A 22868-nucleotide genomic window follows, 5' to 3' on the forward strand; every position below is an offset into this window, starting at 1 on the left:
ACTATATGGAGGAAATTGTGAAGCGAAAGGCGTTAAAACAAACAAAATTATACAGAACGTTATGCAATTTGTGGGTAAAGAAAGCGTGTGCGGAGGATAGGAAACTTGGCGTGGATTTTGCCGCATGGGAAGAAAACCCGGCGCCGTTGCACGGGAATAAATACCAACCATCTACAGACGGGTTAAAAGAAGTTTTGGATAAGCTTCCCATTAAAGATACAGATGTGATCGTAGATATTGGATGCGGGAAAGGAAAGGCAATGTATTTGATGAGCCGTTTTCCCTTTGCGTATATTGATGGGATCGAATTTTCAAAGGAGCTGTGCCAAACGGCGCGGGAAAATTTTAAGAAACTCCATTTGCCGCAATGCACAGTGATACAGGCGGACGCGGCGGAGTTTGAATGCTATGACGATTACAACTATTTTTATATTTTCAACTCTTTCCCGCGCGCTGTTTTCCGGAAGATGCTCAATCATATCCTGTATAGCTTGGCAAAAAATCCACGCAAAATTTATTTTATCTATTTGAATCCGGTTTGCCATGATATGCTCATAGAAACGGGAGTATTCAAATTACTATTTCGCAAGCGGCATTTAATCCGGTGGTTCCAGTACTACTGTTATACCAATTAACATGCGTTTAATATTCGGTGAGGGAAATATGCCGGATATTAAACGCGCCGGAATTCAATGCCCGCCCGGCCAGGAAAGCATTATAAGGCTGCAGATTATCGGGACCTGCGGAGGCTGCCTTGTGCGGCCGGATCCTTTTGGAGAGGCTGGATGCACCATGCTTCGTGCCATATAGTTTTTTTCGCTTCCGGTCACTCCCGTCAAGGGAATATGATTCGCAAAAAAAGTGAGACACATCATTGCGCTGTTTCCGCAAATGATGTGTCTCAGTTAAATCGTACCTAAAGAATCTTTTGACGATGAACCCGGCAGAACCGAAGATTGAACCGCTGGGACACCGTATGCAAGGCTTTCCCCAGCACCAAGCGCAGTGGCATGAGGGTGATGGGCTGAAAGCCGCTGATTTCGCACTGAAACCATAACTTTAAAATACTTATTTCATCGCTTCCTCGACCGCAACCGCGACCGCAACCGAAGCGCCAACCATCGGGTTGTTACCCATGCCGATGAGGCCCATCATTTCCACATGAGCCGGAACGGAAGAGCTGCCCGCGAACTGCGCGTCGCCGTGCATGCGGCCCATGGTGTCGGTCATGCCGTACGAAGCCGGACCAGCCGCCATGTTGTCGGGATGCAGTGTCCTGCCCGTGCCGCCGCCCGAAGCAACGGAGAAGTATTTTTTGCCGTTTTCAATCGCCCATTTCTTATAGGTGCCCGCAACCGGATGCTGGAAGCGTGTGGGGTTGGTGGAGTTTCCGGTGATGGAAACATCTACGCTCTCGTGGCGCATGATCGCAACGCCTTCGTTTACGTCGTCCGCACCGTAGCAGCGAACCTTTGAGCGGTCGCCTTCCGAATATTTGGTTTCGGAAACGATGTTCAGCTTGCCCGTCGCATAATCATAATCCGTTTCAACATAGGTGAAGCCGTTGATGCGGGAAATGATCTGCGCCGCGTCCTTGCCAAGGCCGTTCAGGATAACCTGCAGGTTTTCTTTCCGTACTTTGTTTGCCGTTTTGGCAATACCGATCGCTCCTTCCGCCGCGGCGAAGGATTCATGCCCCGCGAGGAAGCAGAAGCATTTCGTTTTTTCCTCGAGCAGCATCGCGGCGAGGTTCCCGTGGCCAAGGCCGACAAGCCGCTGCTCCGCAACAGAACCGGGAATGCAGAACGCCTGCAAGCCGATGCCGATTGCTTCCGCCGCTTCGGAAGCCTTCTTGCAGCCCTTTTTGAGGGCGACGGCCGCGCCCAGCGTGTACGCCCAGATTGCGTTTTCAAAAGCGATGGGCTGGATGCCGCGTACGATGCCGTCCACGTCGAGGCCCTTATCCACGGTATACTGTTTCACTTCCTCAAGGGAACCGAAGCCGTATTCTTTCATGCACTTTTCAATTTGGGCAATTCTTCTTTCATAACCTTCAAATGTAACCATGTTAATCGCCCTCCTTATTCTTTGCGCGGATCAATGTATTTGACCGCGTCGTCGTATCTGCCGTACGTGCCGATGTTTTTCTCATACGCTTCCCTCGGTTCAACGCCGTTCCGGATATCTTCCATCATCTTGCCGAGACGTACGAATTTATAACCAATCACCTCGTCGTTTGCGTCAAGCCCCATCTCGAGGATATAGCCTTCTGCCAGCTCGAGGTAACGGACGCCCTTTTTGTTGGTAGAGAAAATCGTACCGACCTGCGAACGGAGTCCCTTTCCGAGATCTTCAAGGCCCGCGCCAATTGGCAGGCCGCCTTCAGAGAATGCGGTTTGCGTCCTGCCGTAAGCGATTTGCAGGAACAGCTCGCGCATTGCGGTGTTGATCGCGTCGCACACAAGGTCCGTGTTGAGCGCTTCGAGAAGCGTCTTACCGACGATCGCTTCGCCCGCCATTGCAGCCGAGTGCGTCATGCCCGAGCAGCCGCTCGTCTCGATGAGGGCTTCCTCAATGATGCCGTCCTTCACGTTCAGCGTCAGCTTGCACATACCCTGCTGGGGAGCGCACCAGCCTACGCCGTGCGTGAGGCCGGAGATGTCTGTGATCTGTTTGGATTTTACCCATTTGCCTTCTTCAGGTATCGGAGCCGGGCCGTGGTGCGGTCCCTTTTTCACGCATACCATTTCTTCTACTTCTTTTGAGTATTGCATGGGATTTTTTGACCTCCTTGAAAATTTATTGCTTTCATATAAAATATTAAGCCATACATAAAATATTATAGCATATCAGGCGAGAAGTCGTCATTATATTTTTAAGATTATTTCCCGTTGCCTGCCGCCCGCGCCAAAGCATTCTTTTTCCGGTTGAACAAAAAGAAAATGGGTGATATTCTTAAGCGGGGGAAAAGGAAAATGGAGGAAGTACGATGCTGTGGATCCCAATTGTGGCCGCTGCCGTTCTCATTTTATTTCTGATTGTGGTCCTTGCCGCCGCCAGTAAGATATTTGACGTGGCTGTGAATGCAAAAAGGACCAAGGAAAAGGTGTTCAAAACAAACGCAAATAAAAGCGCGGACGGTATGGCAAACAAAAAGACGGAAAAAGAGCTCGCAAACGAATGGCTGAATACACAGGAATTCACCATGCACAGCCAATGCTCGCAGGACGGGCTTCGCCTTGTCGCGCGGGAGCTCGCTTCCGAACGGCCGTCGCACCTGTGGGCCGTCTGCATCCACGGTTTCTCAGGCAATGGCCTGAAGCTCGGCCTTGCGGCAAAGCATTGGCATGAACAAGGCTGGAATGTGCTTTTGCCCGACCTGCGCGGCAGCGGAGGCAGCGAGGGGGATTATTATGGTATGGGCTGGCTTGACCGCCACGATATCATCGGATGGATCAGGGGAACGATCCTTGGCAAGGATCCTGAGGCGCAAATCGTCCTGCATGGAGTTTCCATGGGCGCGGCAACGGTCATGATGGCCACAGGCGAGCCGCTTCCCGAGAATGTCCGCGCGGCTGTGGAAGATTGCGGTTATACGGATGTATGGGAAGAATTCACCATCCAACTGAAGAAGGTGTTCGGGCTTCCGCAGTTTCCCATTATGCATATTGCAAATGGGATGGCGAAACGCCGTGCAGGCTATTCTTTTCAGGAAGCCTCATCGGTTCGGCAGGTAAAAAAATCCAAAACGCCCACGCTTTTTATCCACGGCGACGCGGATACCTTCGTACCGTTTTTCATGCTGGACGAAGTATATGAAGCCGCGGCGTGCGAGAAGGAAAAACTGGTGGTGCATGGCGCGCAGCACGGCGAATCGGTGCAGCTTGAACCGCAGCGCTACTGGGATGCGGTTCATGCGTTCGTTGGGAAATATCTTGATTGAAGAGGAGAAACACAATGGAAAAAGTACAGTATATTTGCCCTAAATGCGGCTGCACGCAATATGAAAGCGATCAGTTCCAGGCAACCGGAGGAAACTTTTCAAAGCTGTTTGATGTACAGAACAAAAAATTCATCACGGTCAGCTGCGTGAAATGCGGGTATACGGAGTTATATAAAGGAAAGACTTCGGACGGCTGGAACATTCTCGATTTTCTGGTTGGGCGTTAATGAAAAATGAATAAATTGTAAAAAATGAAATCCGCGTCCCCAAAACTTGCAGGGAAAGCGGATTTTTGCTTGTATTTGCACTTCATTGAAAGTATAATATAATGCGTATAATTATTTTCAGGGGAAGGGCAGATGGAAATGATGTATCGATTTGCAGAACGTTTTGATGGTGTGGGTGGAAGCGAGATCCGTAAAATTTTCGGGCTTCTCGGCGTCCCGGGAATGATTTCATTTGCGGGAGGGAATCCTTCTCCCGATCTTTTTCCTGCGGATATGCTTGCAGATATCAGCGAACAGGTCATCGTAGATGACGGCAAGTCCGTACTCCAATACGGAGGCACCATGGGCATTGCACATTTTATTGATGTACTGAAGGAAAAAAACAAAGAAATCATGAAAGAGGACGATGATCTCATTGTGCTTTCAGGTTCTTCGCAGGGGATTGATTTTTTCGCTCGTACAATGATTGAAAAAGGCGATGTCATGCTTGCGGAATCCCCGTCGTTTCTTGGTGCCCTGCAGACATTCCGGCTTGCGGACGCCGATATCAAAACGGTAGACCTGCAGGAAGACGGGCCGGATACGGATATGCTCGAGGCGAAAATTAAGGAATATAATCCTAAATTCTTCTATACGATCCCAACGTTCCAGAATCCGTCGGGCATCACGATGAGCGCGGAAAAACGGCAGAAAGTCTACGATATTTGCAAACAGTACGGCGTGCTGATTCTGGAAGATGATCCATATGCGGAACTGCGTTATGAAGGAACGCCGCTTCCCAGCATCAAATCGCTGGATGACTGCGGGCTTGTGTGCAAGCTCTCCAGTTTTTCCAAAACGGTCTCTCCCGGCCTGCGCGTCGGGTACGCAATCGCCAATAAAGAGGTCATAGCAAAGTTTAACCTCTTAAAACAGGGGGCGGATGTGCATACGTCCAATCTTTCGCAGACGCTCGTTATGAAGTTTATCGAGCGGGGAATCTATGACGACCATGTCAGGATGCTGTGTGAAACGTATAAAGAGCACCGCGACGCGATGTTGCGGGCGATTGATATCTATTTTCCGGATGGGGTGAGCCATACCAGCCCTCAGGGCGGCCTTTTTGTATGGGTGACGCTTCCCGAATGGATGGATGCGCGCAAACTGTTCGATGCGTGCGTAATGGAAAAGGTAGCGTTTGTGGCGGGAAGTCCGTTTTTCGCGGATGGCGGCCATGAAAATACGCTGCGCATGAATTTTTCAATGCCGACCGTAAACCAGATCGAGACGGGTGTGGAGCGCATGAGCAGGGTGATCCGCCAGTATGAATTTTTGACAAAATAAACCAGACGGATAGAAAGAGGAGTTTTTGAATCGATGGCAGGAAACGTTTTTGATACATTACAGGAAAGAGGTTTTGTCAAGCAGACGACCCATGAAGGCCTGAAGGAAATGCTCGGCCGGGAAAAGGTGAAATTCTACGTTGGGTTCGATGCGACGGCAGACAGCCTTCACGTCGGCCACTTTGTTCAGCTGATGGCCATGGCGCATATGCAGCGCGCGGGCCATACCCCGATCATCCTCGTGGGCGGCGGAACAACGATGATCGGCGATCCAAGCGGAAAATCCGATATGCGTAAGATGATGACCCGCGAGGTGATCGCGCATAATGCAGAGATTTTTAAAAAACAAATCGGCAGTTTCCTTGATGTTTCCGAGGGAAAAGCCATCATGGTAGACAATGCCGACTGGCTCCTTGACCTCAATTATGTGGAGTTCCTGCGGGAGATCGGCACCTGTTTTTCTGTAAACAGGATGCTGACGGCGGAATGCTATAAACAGCGCCTTGAAAAAGGCCTCACATTTTTTGAGTTTAACTATATGCTGATGCAGGCGTATGACTTCCTGGTCTTAAACCGCAAATACGGATGTACGCTTGAGATGGGCGGGGACGACCAATGGTCGAATATCCTTGCGGGAGCGGACCTTATACGCCGGAAAGAGGAAGGCAAAAAGGCGTACGGCCTTACGATTACCCTGCTTTTAAAGAGCGATGGCAAAAAGATGGGGAAAACGGAGTCGGGCGCCGTGTGGCTTGATCCGGAGAAGACTTCCCCTTATGATTTTTACCAGTATTGGAGGAACGTTGCGGATGCGGACGTGCGGACATGCCTGTCTCTGCTTACCTTCCTGCCGATGGACGAGGTAGAGCGCCTCTCGGCCCTCAAAGATAATGAGATCAACGATGCAAAAAAGATACTTGCATTTGAGATAACAAAACAGGTGCACGGCGAGCAGGCCGCGTGCGAAGCGCAAAAAGCGGCGGAAGCGCTTTTTTCCGGCGGCGGGGAAGGAGGCAGTATTCCCACGACGGAGCTTACGGCGGCTCAGTGGAAAGAAAAACCGCAGCTCATTGACATCATGATTGCATGCGGGATTACGGCATCGCGCGGGGAAGGACGGCGGCTCATTGTCCAGGGCAGCGTGCGCCTGAACGGGGAAAAAGTTACGGATGAATTCCGTGCGCTGGAAGAAGCGGACCTTGTGGACGGCGAAGCGATGATCAAAAAAGGCAAAAAGGTGTTTCACAGGGTTCTGGTTCGCGGATAAATATGGAAAAACCGTATGTTTGCCTTGCCGGGGAGGCCGCGAGCGAGCTTGTAATCAAAAAATCAAAATTTTTGTGCAGGCTTGTTCCCGTAGAGACGGAGCAGCAGGCGGCAGAAGTCCTCGGGGAGGTTAGGAAGGAACATTATAACGCACGGCACAATTGTTTTGCCATGATCCTCGGTGCAAACCGGAATTTCGAGAAAAGCTCGGATGACGGGGAACCGCAGGGAACGGCGGGCGTGCCCATGCTGGAGGTGCTGCGCAAAAGCGGGCTCACCAATATCCTCGCGGTAGTCACCCGGTATTTCGGCGGAACGCTCCTCGGGGCGGGCGGCCTTGTACGCGCCTATAGCGGAGCGGTGTCGGAGGCGCTGCGCACCGCGAAAAAGGAAATGCACATTCCGGCCGTAGCGTTGCGGCTGCGTATCGATTATGCGGACTATGGGAAGCTTCAAAGTATCGCTTCGGACTATGGAGCGAAAGTGGAAGCGGATTTCGGTGAAAAAGTCGAGGCGCGCGCGGTGTTCCGGCAGGCAGATTACGATGCTGTGGTAAAAAAAATCACGGAAGCGTTTCTCGGCGCGGATGTATATGAGAAAGACGGCGAATGCTATCTGACGGAAGCGGTTGTTTAGCATGAGCCGACGGAATAAATATTTTTTATACGATTAGGGGAATTTTGGGTATGGAAATCAAATTTTTAGAGACGAATGAGCTTAAGAAAAAACCTGAGGATGAAAGTAAGCTTGGCTTTGGTACGATTTTTTCGGATTATATGTTCCTTATGCGGTATACCGAAGGACAGGGCTGGCATGATGCGGAAATCAAAAAATACGAAGATTTCAAAGTGTCGCCCGCTGCCACTGTTTTCCACTATGGGCAGGAGGTATTCGAGGGCCTGAAGGCCTACCGCCAGGTAAACGGCGATATCGCGCTGTTCCGGGCAAAAGATAATTTTGGCAGGATGAACCGCTCGGCAAAACGCCTTGCAATGCCGCAGATCGACGAAGAGTTTGCGCACCGGGCGTTGCGTGAACTTGTAAAAGTCGAGCAGGATTGGGTTCCGCATGAAAAAGGAACGGCGCTCTATATTCGTCCGAATTATATGGGGATGGATCCATTTATCGGCGTTTCTGCCGCGAAAGAATATGTATTCTATATTATGACGGGCCCGGTTGGCGCATATTATGCGCACGGCCTCGCGCCAGTCAAAATTTTAATTGAAAAAGAATATGTGCGCGCCGCCAAAGGCGGTATGGGCTTTGCAAAAACAGCGGGCAATTATGCCGCCAGCCTCATTGCGGGAGTGGAAGCGCATGAAAAAGGCTGCGACCAGGTTTTGTGGCTGGATGCAGAAGAACGGAAGTATGTGGAAGAAGTCGGTTCCATGAACATGATGTTCGTGATCGACGGCAAACTGGTAACACCCGATCTTGACGGAAGTATCCTGCCCGGCATCACGCGGGACAGCGTCATCACCATCGCGCGCGATATGGGCATGACCGTGGAAGAACGCAGAATTTCGATTGACGAGGTCGTTGAAACGGCGAAATCCGGTGCAATGAGTGAAGCGTTCGGCACGGGAACGGCGGCAGTGGTAAGCCCTGTCGGAGAATTTGTATACGGGGATGAAACGGTTACGGTTTCGGGCGGTCAGATGGGGAAACTCGCTCTCGAGTTTTATGATATTCTGACCGGCATCCAATATGGAGAAATCAAAGACCAGTTCGGGTGGACGGAAAAAATTTGAATCCCCGTTCATTTTGGAGGTAAATTGGTTTGAAGAAAATAGTATCGATTCTGCTCACCGCCATTTTGGCAGTCACCCTATGTATTTCCATGAGCGCTACGGCGTTTGCGGAAGGGAAGGTAACGATTACGGCCAGCGTCAGCCCAAGCTCTCTTACCGGGGCGGGCACGGTGTCCGTCAAGGTGACGGTACAAAACGACACGGATTCCGAAATCAACGATGTCACGGTCATTTTCCCGGGGGATGATTCCGAAAATATCGGCAGCATTTCAGCCGGGGATGCGGGGACGCGTTCGGATAACGAATGGTACGTGTCCGAGGACATGCTGGATACGGACTTGACTTTCTCGGCAACTTTTACAGATGTGAACGGAAACAGCCAAACGGTTAAGACGAAGTCGCTCACAATTGCCAAAAAGGAATCAACCGTTGCGGCAACCGCAACTGCGAGCGTCTCCAAGGACACGATCGAAAAAGGCGAAAAAGTAAAGTTTACCTTCAAGCTGAAAAACGAAGGGAACGTGACACTCGAAGAAGCGTCGCTCAAAGCTCCCCCGCTCTCCGACGGAGATCAGCTTGGAAAAACGTTTTCGCTTGAACCGGGCGAGACCAAAATCATGACATGGGAAACCCCGCTCAACGAAAGCATTGATGTAAAACCTGTATTTAGCTATACGGCGGATGGAGAAAAAGGAACCGCCAAGGCAGGCACGGTATCCGTCACGATTGACGGGGAAGCGCAGGCAAGCGCAACTCCGGAAGCGGATTCACTCGAAGTTGTTGCCACAGCGAACAATACGCAGGTAAAGGCAGGCGAACAGGTCTCATTTGAAGTAACGGTGCGCAACCACGGATCAGAAGACCTCAAAAACCTGAAAGTAACCGATGCGGACGGCAACAAAGTTACCTTTACGGGCACGCAGCTTGAAGCGGGCAGCGCAGCCAAAGGAACTTTGGAAGTCGCCTTGCAGGAAACAACGAATTTTGTTTTCACGGCGACGGCAGAGGATGCGGACGGCAACAGCGTCAAAGCTGCTTCCGATCCCGTTGAAATTACGGTAGATACTATAGACCTTACGAGTGCCCTTACAATGGACGTTGCGTTTATTCCCGAGGTCAGCAAGGCCGGCCCGGTGGATTTCACATTCAAGGTCAAGAACAGCACGGGACAGGAGATTAAAAATATCGTCATATCAGAGGCGACTCTCGGCCAGATCGCTGCGATTCCTTCGATGACGGAGGCGGAACAGGATATCACGCAGTCAATTCAGGTGGATCAAACGACAAGCTTTGTATTTACGATTTCCGGGGAGCTGCCTGATGGAACAAAGCTTGAATCGCAGACGCAGCAGCCTGCCACGGTCACTGTAAAGCAGGCGTTCGGCGGGATGAGCACGATGTTGATCCTGCTGCTGATTGTGGTGATCGCCATTGCGGTAGTCGCGATTACGCTCGGCGTATTTATCCACAAGAATAAGAAGGCCGGCTATACCGCGTTTGGCAAACGCAGGGATGGCGGCCCAAGCCCGCAGCAGCGTCCGCGGCAGGGAAATGGCGGAAATCGTCCTGGCGCCCAGCAGCATTATCAGGAACGCCCGCCGCAGGTGCGCCAGCAACAGCAGCGTTCCCGGGCTCAAATGCCGCGTGAGGAGATTGAGCCGCGCCAGCAGCGTCCGCAGGCGCCGAGACAGAAGCAGCAAAGACCGCCTATTCCTAAAAAAGGCGGAAAAGGCTACAGTGACAGGAATAAATTCTGATATCAGTCCGGATTGGATGCAGCCCCTCATGGAGGCTTCGTAAGACGGATAGATTTTGAAACGGTATGGCGGATAACGCCATACCGTTTTTTCGTTTCAACCGAACTGCTTGCAGGCAATATCCCTAAAATGGCAGCGGCCCGGTATCCTGTATACACGCTCCCGGTATATTCCACGATACGCGATATGTTCGGCAATTCGTTTGAGAGTGTCAGGAGGCCGTTTTATTTCATGGGTACGCGTGGCCAAGCCAGTTTAACTGCGGCAGGATCATGCCTGCCGAAAAAGCAGCCCTCCATAGCGGTTCCTTTAGAACGGTATAGCCAGATCCCAGATCAAATCCTATAAAAAAGGACTCTTTCCAAAGAAATTTATTTTCCTGCGCCGTGCAGGCGGATATATCGGGCAAGTGAAAGTTCAGGTTCTGCTATGTGAATAGTATGAGCTTGTATGCGCGGCGGAATAAAATCCGGTTAATATGATCCGCCATTCTGGTGAAAAAGGGGAGAAACCAAAATATCGTGAAACATAGACCGGATATCCCTTCGCATATCTGTCCGCGATGTTCCGCTCGCGTAGCATTCGTTGATTACGCCCCACAGGCCATTGCACAGCAAGGCGGCGGTTTGCCGCGAAGGATATTTGGCTGTCATCTGGCGGCTGTGCCTGCGAATATATTCATCGACATTGCAAAAAATGTGATGGTAAAAAGCGGAATATAAATACGGGTTCCTCTCCGGGGACGTCCGGGAGAAAAACGCCAGGTTATTATAATAGAGGTTTAAAATACAGTCCAGCATATTGTAGTATCCCTGAAGGGCTGTATGGGATGGATTATTCTCTGCCTGCAGCCTGTGGTAGTCCCGCACGGCTTCGTCGATATAATCACGGAACATATCCTCGACCAGCGCATATTTATCGTCGTAGTGTGTATAAAATGTGATGCGGCTGGTCATTCCGGTACGGCACAGCTCGCAGACTGTTACCTTCTCAAAGGGAACGCGGGAAAGAAGCTGGATCATGGTGCGTTTCAAGTTCTGTTTTGTTTTAATAATTCGTTTGTCTTCCATAAAAATTTTTATACACTTTCTGTTTTTTGTAATAATAAATGACATACATTTTAGAAGTGTGATTGCTACTTTATGTCCTGGATATTAATATAACACATGTATAAATATAAGACAATTCGTCAGAAAAAATGAGGCAGGGATTTCGCCGCAGCCCGGATGTTGTGTGCGGAAAGGAAAAGTGGATGAAAAAAAGACCGGTAGAAAAAATTGTCCGCGTGCTTACGCTCGCACCCATCATGGCGCTTCTGGCTCTTAGTATTTTGTTTGGGATACAACCGGAATTATTCGGGGGAACCGGCAATTATGGTGCGGCAGTTTTTTTTCTGACTGTTCTACCGCTGCTGGCGTATCCGCTACAGCGAGTCCTGCCGGGATGGAAGGATAAGGGACGGGATGGGCAGCGCAGGCTCGCTATATGGATGGCGGTCATCGGATATGTGGCGGGCATTTTGTACGCCCTTGCGGCTGCAGTGCCGGAACGTTTGATGCTTATCTACCTCGCCTACCTGTTTTCCGGCTGCCTGATCCTGCTGTTCAATAAGGGAATTAAAATCAAAGCAAGCGGGCATGCGTGCGGCGTGGCAGGACCGCTTGCCTTGCTGGTCTATTTATTGGGATCCGCCGCCTTGCTTGGGCTGCCTATCTTAGCGCTGGTTTATTGGGCGTCGCTCCGCATGGGGAGGCATACATGGCCGGAGCTTCTCCTTGGGAGCGTCCTGCCGCTCATTGCATTGCTTTCATCGATCGCTATTTTGATTCCATTCTAAATCTGCTGCGGGAGGTTATAAAGACAAAAAGGCTGGGCTTCCAGCACAGACCCGATGGGGGAAGAGTAGAAAAAAGCGCCTAAACTTCGAGGGGGTGAATGGAAGTGCGGCATGCCAGGATAAGAGAAACTGCAGGACGGAGGCAGATGCTTCCGTTTTCATGTAAAAAAATGGAGCAAAGTTTTTTTACTCCGGTACGTTACGGTTCATCGGAATCGATTATCTGAATTTCGAACTTCTCATACGGGAACTGATCTACAAAGTCATCCGGCCTGAAAGTTGCCTTGCGGAAGAGACCCAACTGCTTAGTGTGGTTTGTGTGCCACATAGGCACTTCGATATCGAATTCCTTGGCAAAATGTTCGATGCATTCCAGAATTGCCGCGGACATATCGCTCTTCTTACTTGTAAAAGTGTCTGCCTTGACCGTCTTACCATTCTGATAAAGTTTACCCCATAATGTCAGCATATTGTCCATCCTTTGCTTGCTTCTGCATATTTTCCAGCCCATCCGGCTGGGGAAATCCGAACTGTCCTCAAGGCCGGTGTTATTTTTCCATTATATCGAAAGAAAGAAAAAAATGAAAGTGCGAAGGGAAAAAAGAATATAGTTTCAGGTTTAACGTTTGACTGAATTTGGGTTTCTCACCATGCTTTTTTGGTGCCGGATTCATTCCGAAAATAAATAAAAGAGTGGGAAATATTGAAATAGCTCTTGACAACTCCGCCAGGGCGATACTATAATAAAGTCACATTCAAAAGCCAATGATTTGTGCATAAAAAGCCAATATTTCGAACAATTATAATTTGGAACTGCGAACTCTGTAATGCCGTTGATGCCGATATATTGAACGAATAAGCATTTGTGAAAGCGAGGAATCAGAAATGAATTCGAAAGAACGAATTAGTCAAACGTTAAACCACAAACAACCCGATAGAGTTCCCATTGACTGCGGCGGACATCGGTCAAGCAATTTTTCAGTCCATGCATATAAAAATCTGCGGGAATATTTGGGCCTTGAACCCGGAACGCTCTATGTATATGACGTCATCCAGCAGCTTGTGATCCCGGGAGAAGATATCATTGAGTTGTTTGGGATCGACGTGATTGACTTAGGAAGGGATTTCTCACTCGATACCAGCTATTGGAAGGACTGGGTTCTGGAAGACGGCACCGAAGTCAAAATACCGGCCTTTGTCGATCTGCGCAAACAGGGAGCCGATACGCTGATGTATAACGCCAAAGGAAAGCCCATTGCGATCCAGAAGGAAGGATGCCTCTATTTCGAACAAACGGCTTTCCCACGGGAAAACGATGCGGGCGATGATTTTTCCGATTTAGAAGACCAGATGCACGATGTGATGTGGTTCGAAGTCGGCGCTCCGCCCGCCCCCTTTGGCTACAACGGAACGGATCTGGAGAAGAGGAAGAAAAGTGCGAAAGATTTGGCGCATAAATGGGATAAAGCGGTATACGGCCTGTTCGGAGCTAATTTTTATGAAGCCGCACAGTTTGTTTTCAAAATGGATCAGGCGCTCTATAATCTTGCGGCTGAACCCAAAATGATGCATAATTTCCTGGATAAAATGCTTGAAATCCATATGAAAAACCTGGAACAATATCTTGCGGCCTGCGGCGATGAGCTTGATGTGCTTGGCGTGGGGGACGATCTCGGCATGCAGGTTGGCCCGCAAATTTCGCCTGCAATGTATCGTGAGTTTTTCAAACCGCGCCACGCGGCTTTGTGGGAATACGCGAAAAAATTGAAGCCACACCTTAAACTTTGCCTGCACTCGTGCGGCGGAATTGAACCGCTTCTCGCCGATATTATTGATGCGGGAATGGATGCGGTAAACCCTGTGCAGATCAGTTGCGAGGGGATGGACCTCAAAACGCTGAAACAAAAATATGGAAAAGATATTACTTTCTGGGGCGGCGGATGCGACACGCGGGACGTCCTCCCGAATGGTACTCCGCAAGAGGTACGCGAACATGTCCTCAGGAACCTGGATATCATGTTCCGGGATGGCGGTTTTGTATTCCAGCAAGTACATAATATTATGGCAAATGTTCCGCCGCAGAATATCGTAGCAATGTTCCGGGCGGTACGTGAATATGCATGAGGATAAAAAAGATGAAAGTATTGAATTTTGGTTCGCTTAATGTTGATTATGTTTATGATGTGCCGCATTTCGTATGTGCCGGCGAGACGATCGCCAGCAGCGGCCGCGGGATTTATAGCGGCGGAAAGGGGCTGAATCAATCGGTTGCGGCAGCGCGTGCGGGGCTTCCCGTATACCATGCGGGCAGTGTCGGGCCGGATGGTGGGATTCTGGTGGATACCCTCCGCCAAAACGGCGTCAATACGGATTTTATAAAGCTTCAGGATGCGCCGAGCGGGCATACGGTGATTCAGGTGGACCCGAATGGGCAAAACTGTATTATTGTATTTGGCGGGACAAACCGTATGATTGGGAAGGATCATATTGACGGTGTATTTGGCGGCTGCGCATGCGGCGACATTCTTTTGTTGCAAAATGAGGTCAATAACGGGGCATATATCATCCAAAAAGCGCATGAAACCGGAATGACGGTGATGCTGAATCCTTCGCCGTTTGATGAAGAGATACGAAATCTCCCGCTGGACTTGGTCGATTATTTCGTCTTGAATGAAATTGAAGGAGCGGGGATCGCGGGGACAGAAGACCCGGAAAAAATCCTTGAAACTATTTTTTCCCGCTATCCGTCCGCGCAGATACTTCTTACGCTTGGAATGCTCGGTTCCGTATATTATGACGGAAACTGCGTATACCGCCAGGCTGCATTTCCGGTGGAAGCGGTAGATACGACTGGCGCGGGGGACACTTTTCTGGGCTACTTTACCTATGGGATTGTAAAAGGACTGGAACCGCAGGAAATCCTGCGGCTTGCCTCGCGGGCTTCCGCAATTACGGTGACACGAAAAGGGGCTGCCGGATCGATTCCGAATTTGGAAGAAGTCTTGCGTGAAACTTTTTAGCAAGATGGAAAAGAAAAATGAATCAAACGATTGATTCATGAAAAGAAATATGGTATGGTAAGGGTAACTTCAATAGGATTTCCCAATGGCAGGATCGAAACAACGAAAGCAAACAATGAAATGATAACACTAAAAGACGTTGCAAAAAGGGCGGGCGTTTCTCCAAGCACCGTGTCATACGTATTGAGCGGAAAGAAAAAAGTCAAGGAAGAAACACGCTCCAAAATTTATGAGGCGGTAAAAACGCTGAACTATTCACCGAATAAAGTTGCCCGGAGCTTGAAGACGAATTCCACCAATACAATCGGCGTGATGGTAAATAATCTCAGCGATATGTTTTTTATCGACATACTGAAAGCCATCGAAAGTACGGCGTACGAATATAAATACAATGTCATTTTGTGCGACGCCGTTAACTCGGAAGAACGGGAAATCAGCAATCTAAGAAGCTTGCTTGGCCAGAGGATCGACGGCCTGATCTTCGCGGGAACAGGCAAAAACAAAAAATTAAACCTGGATCGCTTGGGAATACCGGTCGTAACGCTGGACCGCTCTGCGGGCAGCGGCAGCGGTTCAATCTATGTGGATAACGTAAAAGGAGGGGAACTGGCGACGGAGCACCTGATTCAAGCGGGAAAGCTGCCCATTGCGCTGATCACCTATTCTACCCTGATCAGTACGTTCTTTGACAGGATGTACGGATACCGGAAAACGCTTGAAAAATACGGACTTCCGTATAACGAAGACCTTGTTGTCGTAACGGACTTTGGTACCTATAACGAGGGTTACAATGCAGTCCGGGAGCTTCTAAAACGAAAGGTTGAGTTCCAGTCGCTTTTTGCGGTCAATGACATGCTTGCCCTTGGCGCCATGCGCGCTTTGGTGGAGGAACACTATAAAATTCCGGAGGATATAAGTGTGGTCGGTTATGACGATATCCCGATTGCCAAGCTGTTTCTTCCCGCTCTTACCACAGTATCCCAGCCGCAGTACCAAATTGGCCGGAAAGCAACGGAATTATTGATTAGAACCATCAACAAAGAACCCATTGAAGAGGCGGAGAAATCCATTGTGATAACGCCTGAATTGATTGTACGGGAAACTGCCTAAAAAATTTACCATTTTAGTCAAACGTTTGACTATATCTGTTCACTGTTTTTTGTATGCGGCAGACACGCGGCTCCGCACAAATAAATTTAAAAATCAATTTGGATATGATTATCCAGAAAACCAATCTATCTCAAACGAGGAGGAAAAAGAAATGAAAAAAGTATTGGCTATGGTTCTGTGCATCGTAATGGCAGCGGCATTTATGGTGTCCTGCACAAGCGCGCCGGCTCCGAATACGGATCCTGCGGCGCCGGCGGATGGCACGACAGAAACGGCGGCTCCCGCCGCGGATGCTTCGGCAGCCGGAGATGCGTCTGGCGAAACGGGGACGGCAGGGGCAAAAGATGTAAAACTGGCATTGGTGCTGCATGCGCTCAACAGTTCCTTCTTTGCAAAGATTCAGGAAGGCGCCATTCAGGCGGGAAAAGACCTTGGGATTACGGTGGATGTTATGGCTCCGCCAACGCCGGATAACCTGACGGATCAGGTCAACATGATCGAATCTTGTATCGCTGCAGACTATGATGGGATCGCAACGGTCACATGGGATCCGGACGGTTTTAACGATGTTATAAAAAAAGCGCAGGATGCTGGAATAACGGTTGTCGGGACCAATCAAGATTCCCCGGATTGCGGACGTGAAGCATTTGTGGGGCAGGACTCAGAAGATGCTGGTTATCAGCTTGGAAAATATATGTTTGAAAATGTCATGAAAGGCGAAGGGAAATTTATTATTACGACTTGCGCGCCTACAAATACTTCGCTGATCGACCGGACGAACGGAATTCTTCGGGCGAAAGAGGAATATCCCAACATTGAATATGTCGATATAGTTGACATTGGTTCAGACCTTACAGAGGCGGTTGGTGTTATTGAGAACGCGTATCTTGCACATCCCGACGTAACGGCTTTTATAGGAGTCGACGTATACAGCGAAGCAATCGGCACTTTTGTAGAATCCCAGGGCTTGCAGGGCAAGGTGTACGGCGGCGGATTTGACCTCACGGAAGGTACGCTCGCCCACATCAAAAACAACGCCATGCAGGCCACGGTGGGGCAGAACCCATTCCTTCAGGGATATTACCCGATAGTTGAAATGTACCTGAATGAAGTATACGGTTCTCAGCTTCTGGATATCAATACGGGTGCGTTCATGGTAACGGCTGAAAATGTAGACAGCGTTGAGCCGGAATAAGAAAAGCGGCATAGATAAAGCGTGAGTGTTCCGGGCCGGCCCCATTTGCGGCCGGCCCGGAAAATAAAAAACCATGAGGTAGCGATATGGAAAAAAGTGTGGAATTGCAGGAAAGAAAAAAAAGAAAAACATTCAGGGAATTCGGCGTGTTAATGGTGCTTGCGGCAATTGTCGTTGTTTTGTCGATTGCGTCGCCTTCCTTCTTAAATCCAATTAACTTGATTAACGTGGTCCGCCAGACGGTTGAAATCGGCGTCATGGCAATCGGCATGACATTTGTCATCGTGTCCGCGGAAATCGACCTTTCTGTCGGTTCAATCTTCGGCGCGTCTGCTATGCTTGCGGCGCTCATCATCAAATCAGGCGCAGACCCGACTTTGGCCTTCTTAGCATCCATTGGCATGGGTTGCGGCATTGGCTTTGCGAACGGGTTCCTTTCCACCAAAGCGCGCATGCCCGCATTCATTGTTACGCTCGGAACAATGCAGCTTTTCAGGAGCGTGGCCTACGGAATTTCAGGCGGACAGAGCATCAGTGCGTTTCCGGAACAGAGCCTCAATAGCTGGGTATTCCAGATGGGCGGCAATATCGGGCCGATTCCGGTTCAGGTCATCATCATGGGCGTTATGTTCGTGATCGCGCACGTCGTCATGACGAAAACAAAGTTTGGTTTTGACACCTATGCGACAGGCGGGAATAAAAGAGGGGCCATGCTGGGTGGAATCAATACAGACCGCGTAAAAATCGTATCCTTCATGTTGTGCGGCGCGCTGTGCGCTTTTGCAGGCATAATCAGCATCGCCTATCTGAAATCCGTGCCGACAACGGCAGGAACGGGACGTGAAATGGATGTAATCGCTGCCGTAATCCTTGGCGGGGCGGCGCTTACCGGCGGACGCGGTACTATTCTCGGGACGCTGATCGGCGCGATTATCATGAGCGTGATCAAAAACGGCATGGTACTCCTAAGCGTACCGGCATTTTGGCAGACAGGGTTCATCGGCGTCGTCATCATTTTGGCAGTGCTGCTGGACACATGGATCACACAGTCAGGCAAAAACAAGTGAGGAGGCCGCCATGGAACCCTATATTGAATTCAAAAACATAACGAAAAAGTTTGGCGGCACAACTGCCCTTAGCAATGTTTCCTTTACCATCCATAAAGGCGAGGTACACTGCCTCTGCGGGGAAAATGGATCGGGAAAATCTACGCTGATCAATATCTGCGGCGGCGTCATTACGCCAACCGCCGGAGAGATATGGATGGAAGGAAAACCACAGAAAATAAATACGATTCAAAAATCCGGGCACCTTGGCTTTGCGGTTGTTCATCAGGAAGTGCCGCTGTGCATGAATATGAGCGTCGCCCATAATATCTTCATGGGTTCCCCGGAGAGCATGAAGGGGCTTTTCATCAATGAAAGCTATATGAACGAAAAGACGCAGGAACTGCTCGATATGTTCAAGCTTAAGTTGCGCCCAACGCAGCTCGTCGAAACGCTCAGCATTGCGGAGCAATCCATTATACAAATTGCAAAAGCAGTTTATTTTAAACCGAAAATCCTGATTCTCGATGAGCCGACCGCCGCCCTCACGAACGACCAGCGGGATATTATGTTCAAAGTCGTCAAAAAGCTGAAAGAAGAACAGGGAACGACCATTATTTATGTCAGCCACAGGCTGGAAGAAGTTATGGAACTGGGGGATCGGGTAACGATCCTGCGGGACGGCCATTATATCAAAACAGATGATGTTTCGAATGTAACGATGGACCAGTTGGTTACGTTGATGGTCGGCCGGGATATTGATAATACGCTGCCCGTGGAAAGCTATGCGACGGACGAAGTGTTGTTGAAGGTCGAAAACTTATGTCAAGGACGAAATTTCCAAAATGTCTCCTTTGAATTGAAACGGGGAGAGATACTGGGGCTCGGAGGTTTTGTCGGCGCGGGGCGTACCGAAGTACTCATGGCGCTTTTCGGAGATACGAAGCTGGACTCTGGGGAAATCAGTATCATGGGCAACCCGGTGCACATCAAAAATCCGGCGGACGCGATTCGGCATGGAATCGGCCTGATCCCGGAAAACAGGCGGGATGACGCGCTGATCGCGGAAATGTCAATCAAGCAAAATGCGCAATTGGTGGTTTTAAAAGATGTAATCCGCGGCGGATTGATTCAGAAAAAAGCCTCGGACGGCCTGATGAACGAAATGATTCAAAAATATGCCATCAAGGCGGGAGATGTAAACAATTCCGTTATGTCCCTTTCCGGCGGTAATCAGCAGAAAGTCGTTATCGCCAGGTGGATCAGCAACAACCCGACGATCCTTTTGTGCGACGAGCCGACACGCGGTATTGACGTCGGCGCAAAAGCAGAGGTATATGCGATCCTGCGCAGCATCGCGGCACAAGGAATCGGAGTTATTATGGTGAGCTCAGAACTTCCGGAGCTTTTGGCGCTTTGCGACAGGATCATCGTCATGCACGAAGGAAAAGTGACGGGAGAACTCAGGCGGGAAGAAGCAACGGAAGAAGCCGTTATGAGATATGCCGCCGCAATTGGTTGAGGAGGACAAGTATGACAGGGAGCACAAAAGAATATCTCAGGACGCTTGCAAAAAAATTGCGGGATGTAACGGAAGACGGCAAGTGGGGAGAAAAGAGGGAACTATGGAAAAAAAAGAACGCGCTCAAAAAGACACGCCCCCTGATTTTATGTACGTTGCCTACGGAAGCGTGGGAGGAACTGGTTTCGTATGAGGATTGCAAGGTAGAGGAACCGTTTCTCCGGGAATATGAGCTGTTCCTGCTCAGGCAGCTCTACCGCGCGCGGCATCTGCGGGACGACGAAATAATAGAGCCGGTGCTCTATGCTCCGCTGAACTACCGTTTTTCGGATTGGTATGAAGGCCGCAAGCGCCCTTATTCCGGTGACAGGCACCGGTCAGAATGCTTTCATCCGGTGATCGTAGAGTACAGCGACCTGAAGAAAATCCGCAAACCGGAGCTTATATCGGTGGATGAAAAAAAGGCGAACGAGCAGTACGAACTGCTCAGTGAAATTTTTGCGGGAATCCTGCGCGTAGAGCAGGGCGCTCCCACCACTTCCGATACGGACAGTTATGTAAAAGGATGGGGCTACAGCGCCATTGATGTCTTGTGCGAGCTGCGTGGAATGGAAAATATTTATATGGATATGGTGCTTGCGCCGGAGTTTGTCCATGAAGCGATGGAATTGATCACGCAAGGGATTATCGGGTACAAACATACGGTAGCGGAGCACGGCTGGCTCAGGCTCAACAATATGAGCTATGTCATGGCTGCAAATACGCCGCTCGGCTCCAACGGCCTCTCCATTTCAGGAGAGCTTCCACAGGCCGGTTTTGATGGCCGGAATGTCCGCTACCGGGACTTATGGGGATACTCCATGGCACAGGAATTCTCCGAGGTCTCGCCGGAAATGCATGCTGAGTTTGTCCTTCCCTATCAAAAGCGCATGACGGAAGATTTTGGCTTGCTTTCTTACGGATGCTGTGAACCGAATGATAAAAAATGGGACAATATTTTCCAAACTTTTGAGAACCTGCGCGAAGTATCGGTGAGCCACTGTGCGGATCTTGAGGTTGCGGCGGAAAAAATCAAAGGGAATTATGTATTTTCATGGAAGCCGAATTGTTCTGTTATCGCAGTTTATGACGAAGGAATCATCCGCAGCAGATTGCGGGAAGGCTTTGAAAAGACAAAGGATTGCCATGTGGTGTGCTGCCTGAGGGATACCATCACGCTGTTCGGGCATCCCGAACGTGTCGAGCGCTGGACAGATATTGCCGTCGAAACAGCAGAGGAATTTGGATAATTCCATATAGGGATGCAAGAACCTACATTATATAAGAATGGAATGTGATGTGAAATGAAAAAAACAGAATTGTTAAACTCCATGCTGTCGAGTGTGGTTTCGGAAATGGGACACACAGATATGCTTTGCATCGGAGATGCGGGGTTGCCCGTTCCCAAAGGAGTACAGCGGATTGACCTTGCCGTGTCGAAGGGAATCCCCAGCTTTCTGGAAGTGCTCGACGCGGTGCTCACGGAACTGAAGGTGGAAAAAATCACCATCGCCTCTGAAATGAAGGATCATAACGCAGTGATGTATCGGGAAATAACCAAAAGGTTTCCCGGCCTTGTAATCCACGAGGTGCCACACGTTCAATTTAAGGAAAAGACACAAGACTGCCGTGCCGTCGTACGGACCGGCGAATGCACCGGATTTTCAAATGTCATATTACAGTCCGGAGTTACATTTTAATGGAATAACCCGGGGGGAAGGAGACGAGCATGAGCCTGCTTCAGAAATACCAAAAGGCACGGGAAAATTACGACGGCTGGTGGCGCGGTGAAAAAAGCGTAGTCAATGTAAGCGTCGCCACAGATATAGACGCGGATGAGTATGATAATGCCAACTGGAAAGCCGTATCGGACGAAACGGGCTATTACGAGAGATTTCATACGGACGAAGCCTTTAATGCCGGGGAGAATCTCCGGAAAGTCAAAAATTCTATTTTTTTAGGGGACACAATACCTGTTGCTATGTCCGACTACGGCACGGCGGCGCTTGCCGCTTATCTCGGCTGCGGGGAAGGCTTTGGAAAGGATACTGTCTGGTATCATCCCTTTATGGACGATTCCCAAAAAGACAGGCCCCTTGTGTTCAATGAAAAAAATATTTGGTGGCAGCACAATTTGGCCATTATGCGGGAACTCAAAAAATATGAAGAATACTTTTTCGCCGGGGCGGCTGCGTTGTCTCCGGGGCTTGATTGCCTTTACCAGATCCGCGGCGCCGAACCGCTGATGATGGATCTGGTTTTGGAGCCAAAGTGGGTACACGAAAAACTGGAACAAATTCATACGGCCTATCTGGAAGCGTTCGATCTCATCTATGAACAGGTGAAGCGGGAAGACGGGAGTATGGTATTCGGATATTTTTCGCTGTGGGGCGCGGGGAAAACGACGCAAGTACAATGCGATGTATCGGCGCTTATTTCCCGGGCAATGTTCGATGAATTCGAACTGCCCTACCTTACGGATATATGCAACAAAATGGAAAATACGCTGTATCATTTGGATGGCACGCAGGCTGTGAAGCATCTGGACTCGCTGCTTGCTATAAATAGCCTGAACGCTGTGGAATGGTCTCCGCAGGCAGGGCTGCCGGGCGGGGGAGACCCATGCTGGTATGGGATTTACGAAAAAATACTATCGGCGGGAAAAGCGCTCCAGCTCGTTGAAGTAGGAGCGGAAGAAGTACCGCAGGTGATGGAACGCTTTGGCTCTGCAGGAATTAATATCATGACTGCGCCCATGACGCGGACAGAAGCCCAAACGATGTTGGAGAAAATAGAAAAATTTCGCTGATGACTAAGATTGAACGGGTATGTG

At 49.7% G+C, this 22868-nt stretch carries 22 protein-coding genes; 18 read left to right on the plus strand and 4 right to left on the minus strand.

Going from position 1 to position 22868, the window contains the following annotated elements:
• The first annotated feature begins 5 nt into the window (after positions 1 to 5).
• A complete protein-coding gene (locus H8S18_RS05180) occupies positions 6 to 635 on the plus strand; it encodes a class I SAM-dependent methyltransferase (RefSeq protein WP_207721653.1) in 630 nt (209 codons plus the stop codon).
• Between the two features lie 433 nt (positions 636 to 1068).
• Here H8S18_RS05180 and H8S18_RS05185 read toward each other — a convergent pair whose 3' ends face one another.
• The gene (locus H8S18_RS05185) at positions 1069 to 2067 is read right to left on the minus strand and encodes a GGGtGRT protein (protein ID WP_186857237.1); all 999 of its coding nucleotides are present in this window, start codon (positions 2065 to 2067) and stop codon (positions 1069 to 1071) included.
• A gap of 14 nt (positions 2068 to 2081) precedes the next feature.
• Positions 2082 to 2774, minus strand: a complete 693-nt coding sequence (locus H8S18_RS05190) for an iron-sulfur cluster assembly scaffold protein (RefSeq protein ID WP_186857238.1) — start codon at positions 2772 to 2774, stop codon at positions 2082 to 2084.
• A gap of 215 nt (positions 2775 to 2989) precedes the next feature.
• Between H8S18_RS05190 and H8S18_RS05195 the strand changes: the two genes are divergently transcribed.
• The 7 genes from H8S18_RS05195 to H8S18_RS05225 all read left to right on the plus strand — a co-directional run bounded on the left by H8S18_RS05195 (position 2990) and on the right by H8S18_RS05225 (position 10266).
• Positions 2990 to 3943 carry an alpha/beta hydrolase gene (locus H8S18_RS05195; protein ID WP_186857239.1) on the plus strand — a complete coding sequence of 318 codons (954 nt, stop codon included), beginning with the start codon at positions 2990 to 2992 and terminating at the stop codon, positions 3941 to 3943.
• 14 nt (positions 3944 to 3957) lie between these two features.
• Entirely contained in the window at positions 3958 to 4170 is a 213-nt protein-coding gene (locus tag H8S18_RS05200) for a zinc ribbon domain-containing protein (protein ID WP_186857240.1), read from the plus strand.
• A gap of 138 nt (positions 4171 to 4308) precedes the next feature.
• Complete coding sequence (locus tag H8S18_RS05205) at positions 4309 to 5493, plus strand: aminotransferase-like domain-containing protein (RefSeq protein WP_186857241.1); 1185 nt, start codon at positions 4309 to 4311, stop codon at positions 5491 to 5493.
• 33 nt (positions 5494 to 5526) lie between these two features.
• On the plus strand, positions 5527 to 6759 hold the full coding sequence (gene tyrS / locus H8S18_RS05210; RefSeq protein WP_186857242.1) for a tyrosine--tRNA ligase: 1233 nt from the start codon (positions 5527 to 5529) through the stop codon (positions 6757 to 6759).
• A gap of 2 nt (positions 6760 to 6761) precedes the next feature.
• Complete coding sequence (locus H8S18_RS05215; protein WP_186857243.1) at positions 6762 to 7394, plus strand: YigZ family protein; 633 nt, start codon at positions 6762 to 6764, stop codon at positions 7392 to 7394.
• A 50-nt stretch (positions 7395 to 7444) separates the two neighbouring features.
• Positions 7445 to 8509, plus strand: a complete 1065-nt coding sequence (locus H8S18_RS05220; protein ID WP_186857244.1) for a branched-chain amino acid aminotransferase — start codon at positions 7445 to 7447, stop codon at positions 8507 to 8509.
• Between the two features lie 29 nt (positions 8510 to 8538).
• Positions 8539 to 10266: a COG1361 family protein gene (locus H8S18_RS05225; RefSeq protein WP_186857245.1), complete on the plus strand. Its 1728-nt coding sequence runs from the start codon at positions 8539 to 8541 to the stop codon at positions 10264 to 10266.
• A gap of 473 nt (positions 10267 to 10739) precedes the next feature.
• Here H8S18_RS05225 and H8S18_RS05230 read toward each other — a convergent pair whose 3' ends face one another.
• On the minus strand, positions 10740 to 11336 hold the full coding sequence (locus H8S18_RS05230) for a TetR/AcrR family transcriptional regulator (RefSeq protein ID WP_186857246.1): 597 nt from the start codon (positions 11334 to 11336) through the stop codon (positions 10740 to 10742).
• 182 nt (positions 11337 to 11518) lie between these two features.
• Between H8S18_RS05230 and H8S18_RS05235 the strand changes: the two genes are divergently transcribed.
• Entirely contained in the window at positions 11519 to 12103 is a 585-nt protein-coding gene (locus H8S18_RS05235) for a hypothetical protein (protein WP_186857247.1), read from the plus strand.
• Positions 12104 to 12302: 199 nt separating this feature from the next.
• Here H8S18_RS05235 and H8S18_RS05240 read toward each other — a convergent pair whose 3' ends face one another.
• Complete coding sequence (locus H8S18_RS05240) at positions 12303 to 12572, minus strand: hypothetical protein (protein WP_186857248.1); 270 nt, start codon at positions 12570 to 12572, stop codon at positions 12303 to 12305.
• A 416-nt stretch (positions 12573 to 12988) separates the two neighbouring features.
• On the opposite strand from H8S18_RS05240, the gene H8S18_RS05245 reads away from it, so the two are divergent.
• From H8S18_RS05245 to H8S18_RS05285, 9 genes are all read left to right on the plus strand, one after another.
• Positions 12989 to 14227, plus strand: a complete 1239-nt coding sequence (locus tag H8S18_RS05245; protein WP_186857249.1) for a uroporphyrinogen decarboxylase family protein — start codon at positions 12989 to 12991, stop codon at positions 14225 to 14227.
• A gap of 11 nt (positions 14228 to 14238) precedes the next feature.
• A complete protein-coding gene (locus H8S18_RS05250) occupies positions 14239 to 15123 on the plus strand; it encodes a ribokinase (protein WP_186857250.1) in 885 nt (294 codons plus the stop codon).
• Positions 15124 to 15177: 54 nt separating this feature from the next.
• Positions 15178 to 16233, plus strand: coding sequence for a LacI family DNA-binding transcriptional regulator (locus H8S18_RS05255; protein ID WP_186857251.1), 1056 nt, complete (start codon positions 15178 to 15180; stop codon positions 16231 to 16233).
• Positions 16234 to 16384: 151 nt separating this feature from the next.
• Positions 16385 to 17428, plus strand: coding sequence for a substrate-binding domain-containing protein (locus tag H8S18_RS05260; RefSeq protein WP_186857252.1), 1044 nt, complete (start codon positions 16385 to 16387; stop codon positions 17426 to 17428).
• Between the two features lie 86 nt (positions 17429 to 17514).
• Complete coding sequence (locus H8S18_RS05265; RefSeq protein WP_186857253.1) at positions 17515 to 18495, plus strand: ABC transporter permease; 981 nt, start codon at positions 17515 to 17517, stop codon at positions 18493 to 18495.
• 10 nt (positions 18496 to 18505) lie between these two features.
• Entirely contained in the window at positions 18506 to 19996 is a 1491-nt protein-coding gene (locus H8S18_RS05270; RefSeq protein ID WP_186857254.1) for a sugar ABC transporter ATP-binding protein, read from the plus strand.
• Between the two features lie 11 nt (positions 19997 to 20007).
• Positions 20008 to 21285, plus strand: coding sequence for a hypothetical protein (locus H8S18_RS05275; protein WP_186857255.1), 1278 nt, complete (start codon positions 20008 to 20010; stop codon positions 21283 to 21285).
• Positions 21286 to 21339: 54 nt separating this feature from the next.
• Positions 21340 to 21735: a D-ribose pyranase gene (gene rbsD, locus H8S18_RS05280; protein WP_186857256.1), complete on the plus strand. Its 396-nt coding sequence runs from the start codon at positions 21340 to 21342 to the stop codon at positions 21733 to 21735.
• A 29-nt stretch (positions 21736 to 21764) separates the two neighbouring features.
• Complete coding sequence (locus H8S18_RS05285; protein WP_186857257.1) at positions 21765 to 22844, plus strand: uroporphyrinogen decarboxylase/cobalamine-independent methonine synthase family protein; 1080 nt, start codon at positions 21765 to 21767, stop codon at positions 22842 to 22844.
• Positions 22845 to 22868: the final 24 nt, after the last annotated feature.

Origin of the sequence: Christensenella tenuis (genome assembly GCF_014287795.1) — a bacterium.
Lineage (GTDB): Bacteria > Bacillota > Clostridia > Christensenellales > Christensenellaceae > Christensenella > Christensenella tenuis.

Coding starts and splice junctions, on each gene's coding strand:
- H8S18_RS05245 (WP_186857249.1), top strand. CDS start 12,989: ATGAATTCGAAAGAACGAATTAGTCAAACGTTAAACCACAAACAACCC.
- H8S18_RS05250 (WP_186857250.1), top strand. CDS start 14,239: ATGAAAGTATTGAATTTTGGTTCGCTTAATGTTGATTATGTTTATGAT.
- H8S18_RS05220 (WP_186857244.1), top strand. CDS start 7,445: ATGGAAATCAAATTTTTAGAGACGAATGAGCTTAAGAAAAAACCTGAG.
- H8S18_RS05285 (WP_186857257.1), top strand. CDS start 21,765: ATGAGCCTGCTTCAGAAATACCAAAAGGCACGGGAAAATTACGACGGC.
- H8S18_RS05180 (WP_207721653.1), top strand. CDS start 6: ATGGAGGAAATTGTGAAGCGAAAGGCGTTAAAACAAACAAAATTATAC.
- H8S18_RS05195 (WP_186857239.1), top strand. CDS start 2,990: ATGCTGTGGATCCCAATTGTGGCCGCTGCCGTTCTCATTTTATTTCTG.
- H8S18_RS05275 (WP_186857255.1), top strand. CDS start 20,008: ATGACAGGGAGCACAAAAGAATATCTCAGGACGCTTGCAAAAAAATTG.
- H8S18_RS05200 (WP_186857240.1), top strand. CDS start 3,958: ATGGAAAAAGTACAGTATATTTGCCCTAAATGCGGCTGCACGCAATAT.
- H8S18_RS05190 (WP_186857238.1), bottom strand. CDS start 2,774: ATGCAATACTCAAAAGAAGTAGAAGAAATGGTATGCGTGAAAAAGGGA.
- H8S18_RS05240 (WP_186857248.1), bottom strand. CDS start 12,572: ATGCTGACATTATGGGGTAAACTTTATCAGAATGGTAAGACGGTCAAG.
- H8S18_RS05270 (WP_186857254.1), top strand. CDS start 18,506: ATGGAACCCTATATTGAATTCAAAAACATAACGAAAAAGTTTGGCGGC.
- H8S18_RS05185 (WP_186857237.1), bottom strand. CDS start 2,067: ATGGTTACATTTGAAGGTTATGAAAGAAGAATTGCCCAAATTGAAAAG.
- H8S18_RS05215 (WP_186857243.1), top strand. CDS start 6,762: ATGGAAAAACCGTATGTTTGCCTTGCCGGGGAGGCCGCGAGCGAGCTT.
- rbsD (WP_186857256.1), top strand. CDS start 21,340: ATGAAAAAAACAGAATTGTTAAACTCCATGCTGTCGAGTGTGGTTTCG.
- H8S18_RS05235 (WP_186857247.1), top strand. CDS start 11,519: ATGAAAAAAAGACCGGTAGAAAAAATTGTCCGCGTGCTTACGCTCGCA.
- H8S18_RS05255 (WP_186857251.1), top strand. CDS start 15,178: ATGGTAAGGGTAACTTCAATAGGATTTCCCAATGGCAGGATCGAAACA.
- H8S18_RS05260 (WP_186857252.1), top strand. CDS start 16,385: ATGAAAAAAGTATTGGCTATGGTTCTGTGCATCGTAATGGCAGCGGCA.
- H8S18_RS05230 (WP_186857246.1), bottom strand. CDS start 11,336: ATGGAAGACAAACGAATTATTAAAACAAAACAGAACTTGAAACGCACC.
- H8S18_RS05205 (WP_186857241.1), top strand. CDS start 4,309: ATGATGTATCGATTTGCAGAACGTTTTGATGGTGTGGGTGGAAGCGAG.
- tyrS (WP_186857242.1), top strand. CDS start 5,527: ATGGCAGGAAACGTTTTTGATACATTACAGGAAAGAGGTTTTGTCAAG.
- H8S18_RS05265 (WP_186857253.1), top strand. CDS start 17,515: ATGGAAAAAAGTGTGGAATTGCAGGAAAGAAAAAAAAGAAAAACATTC.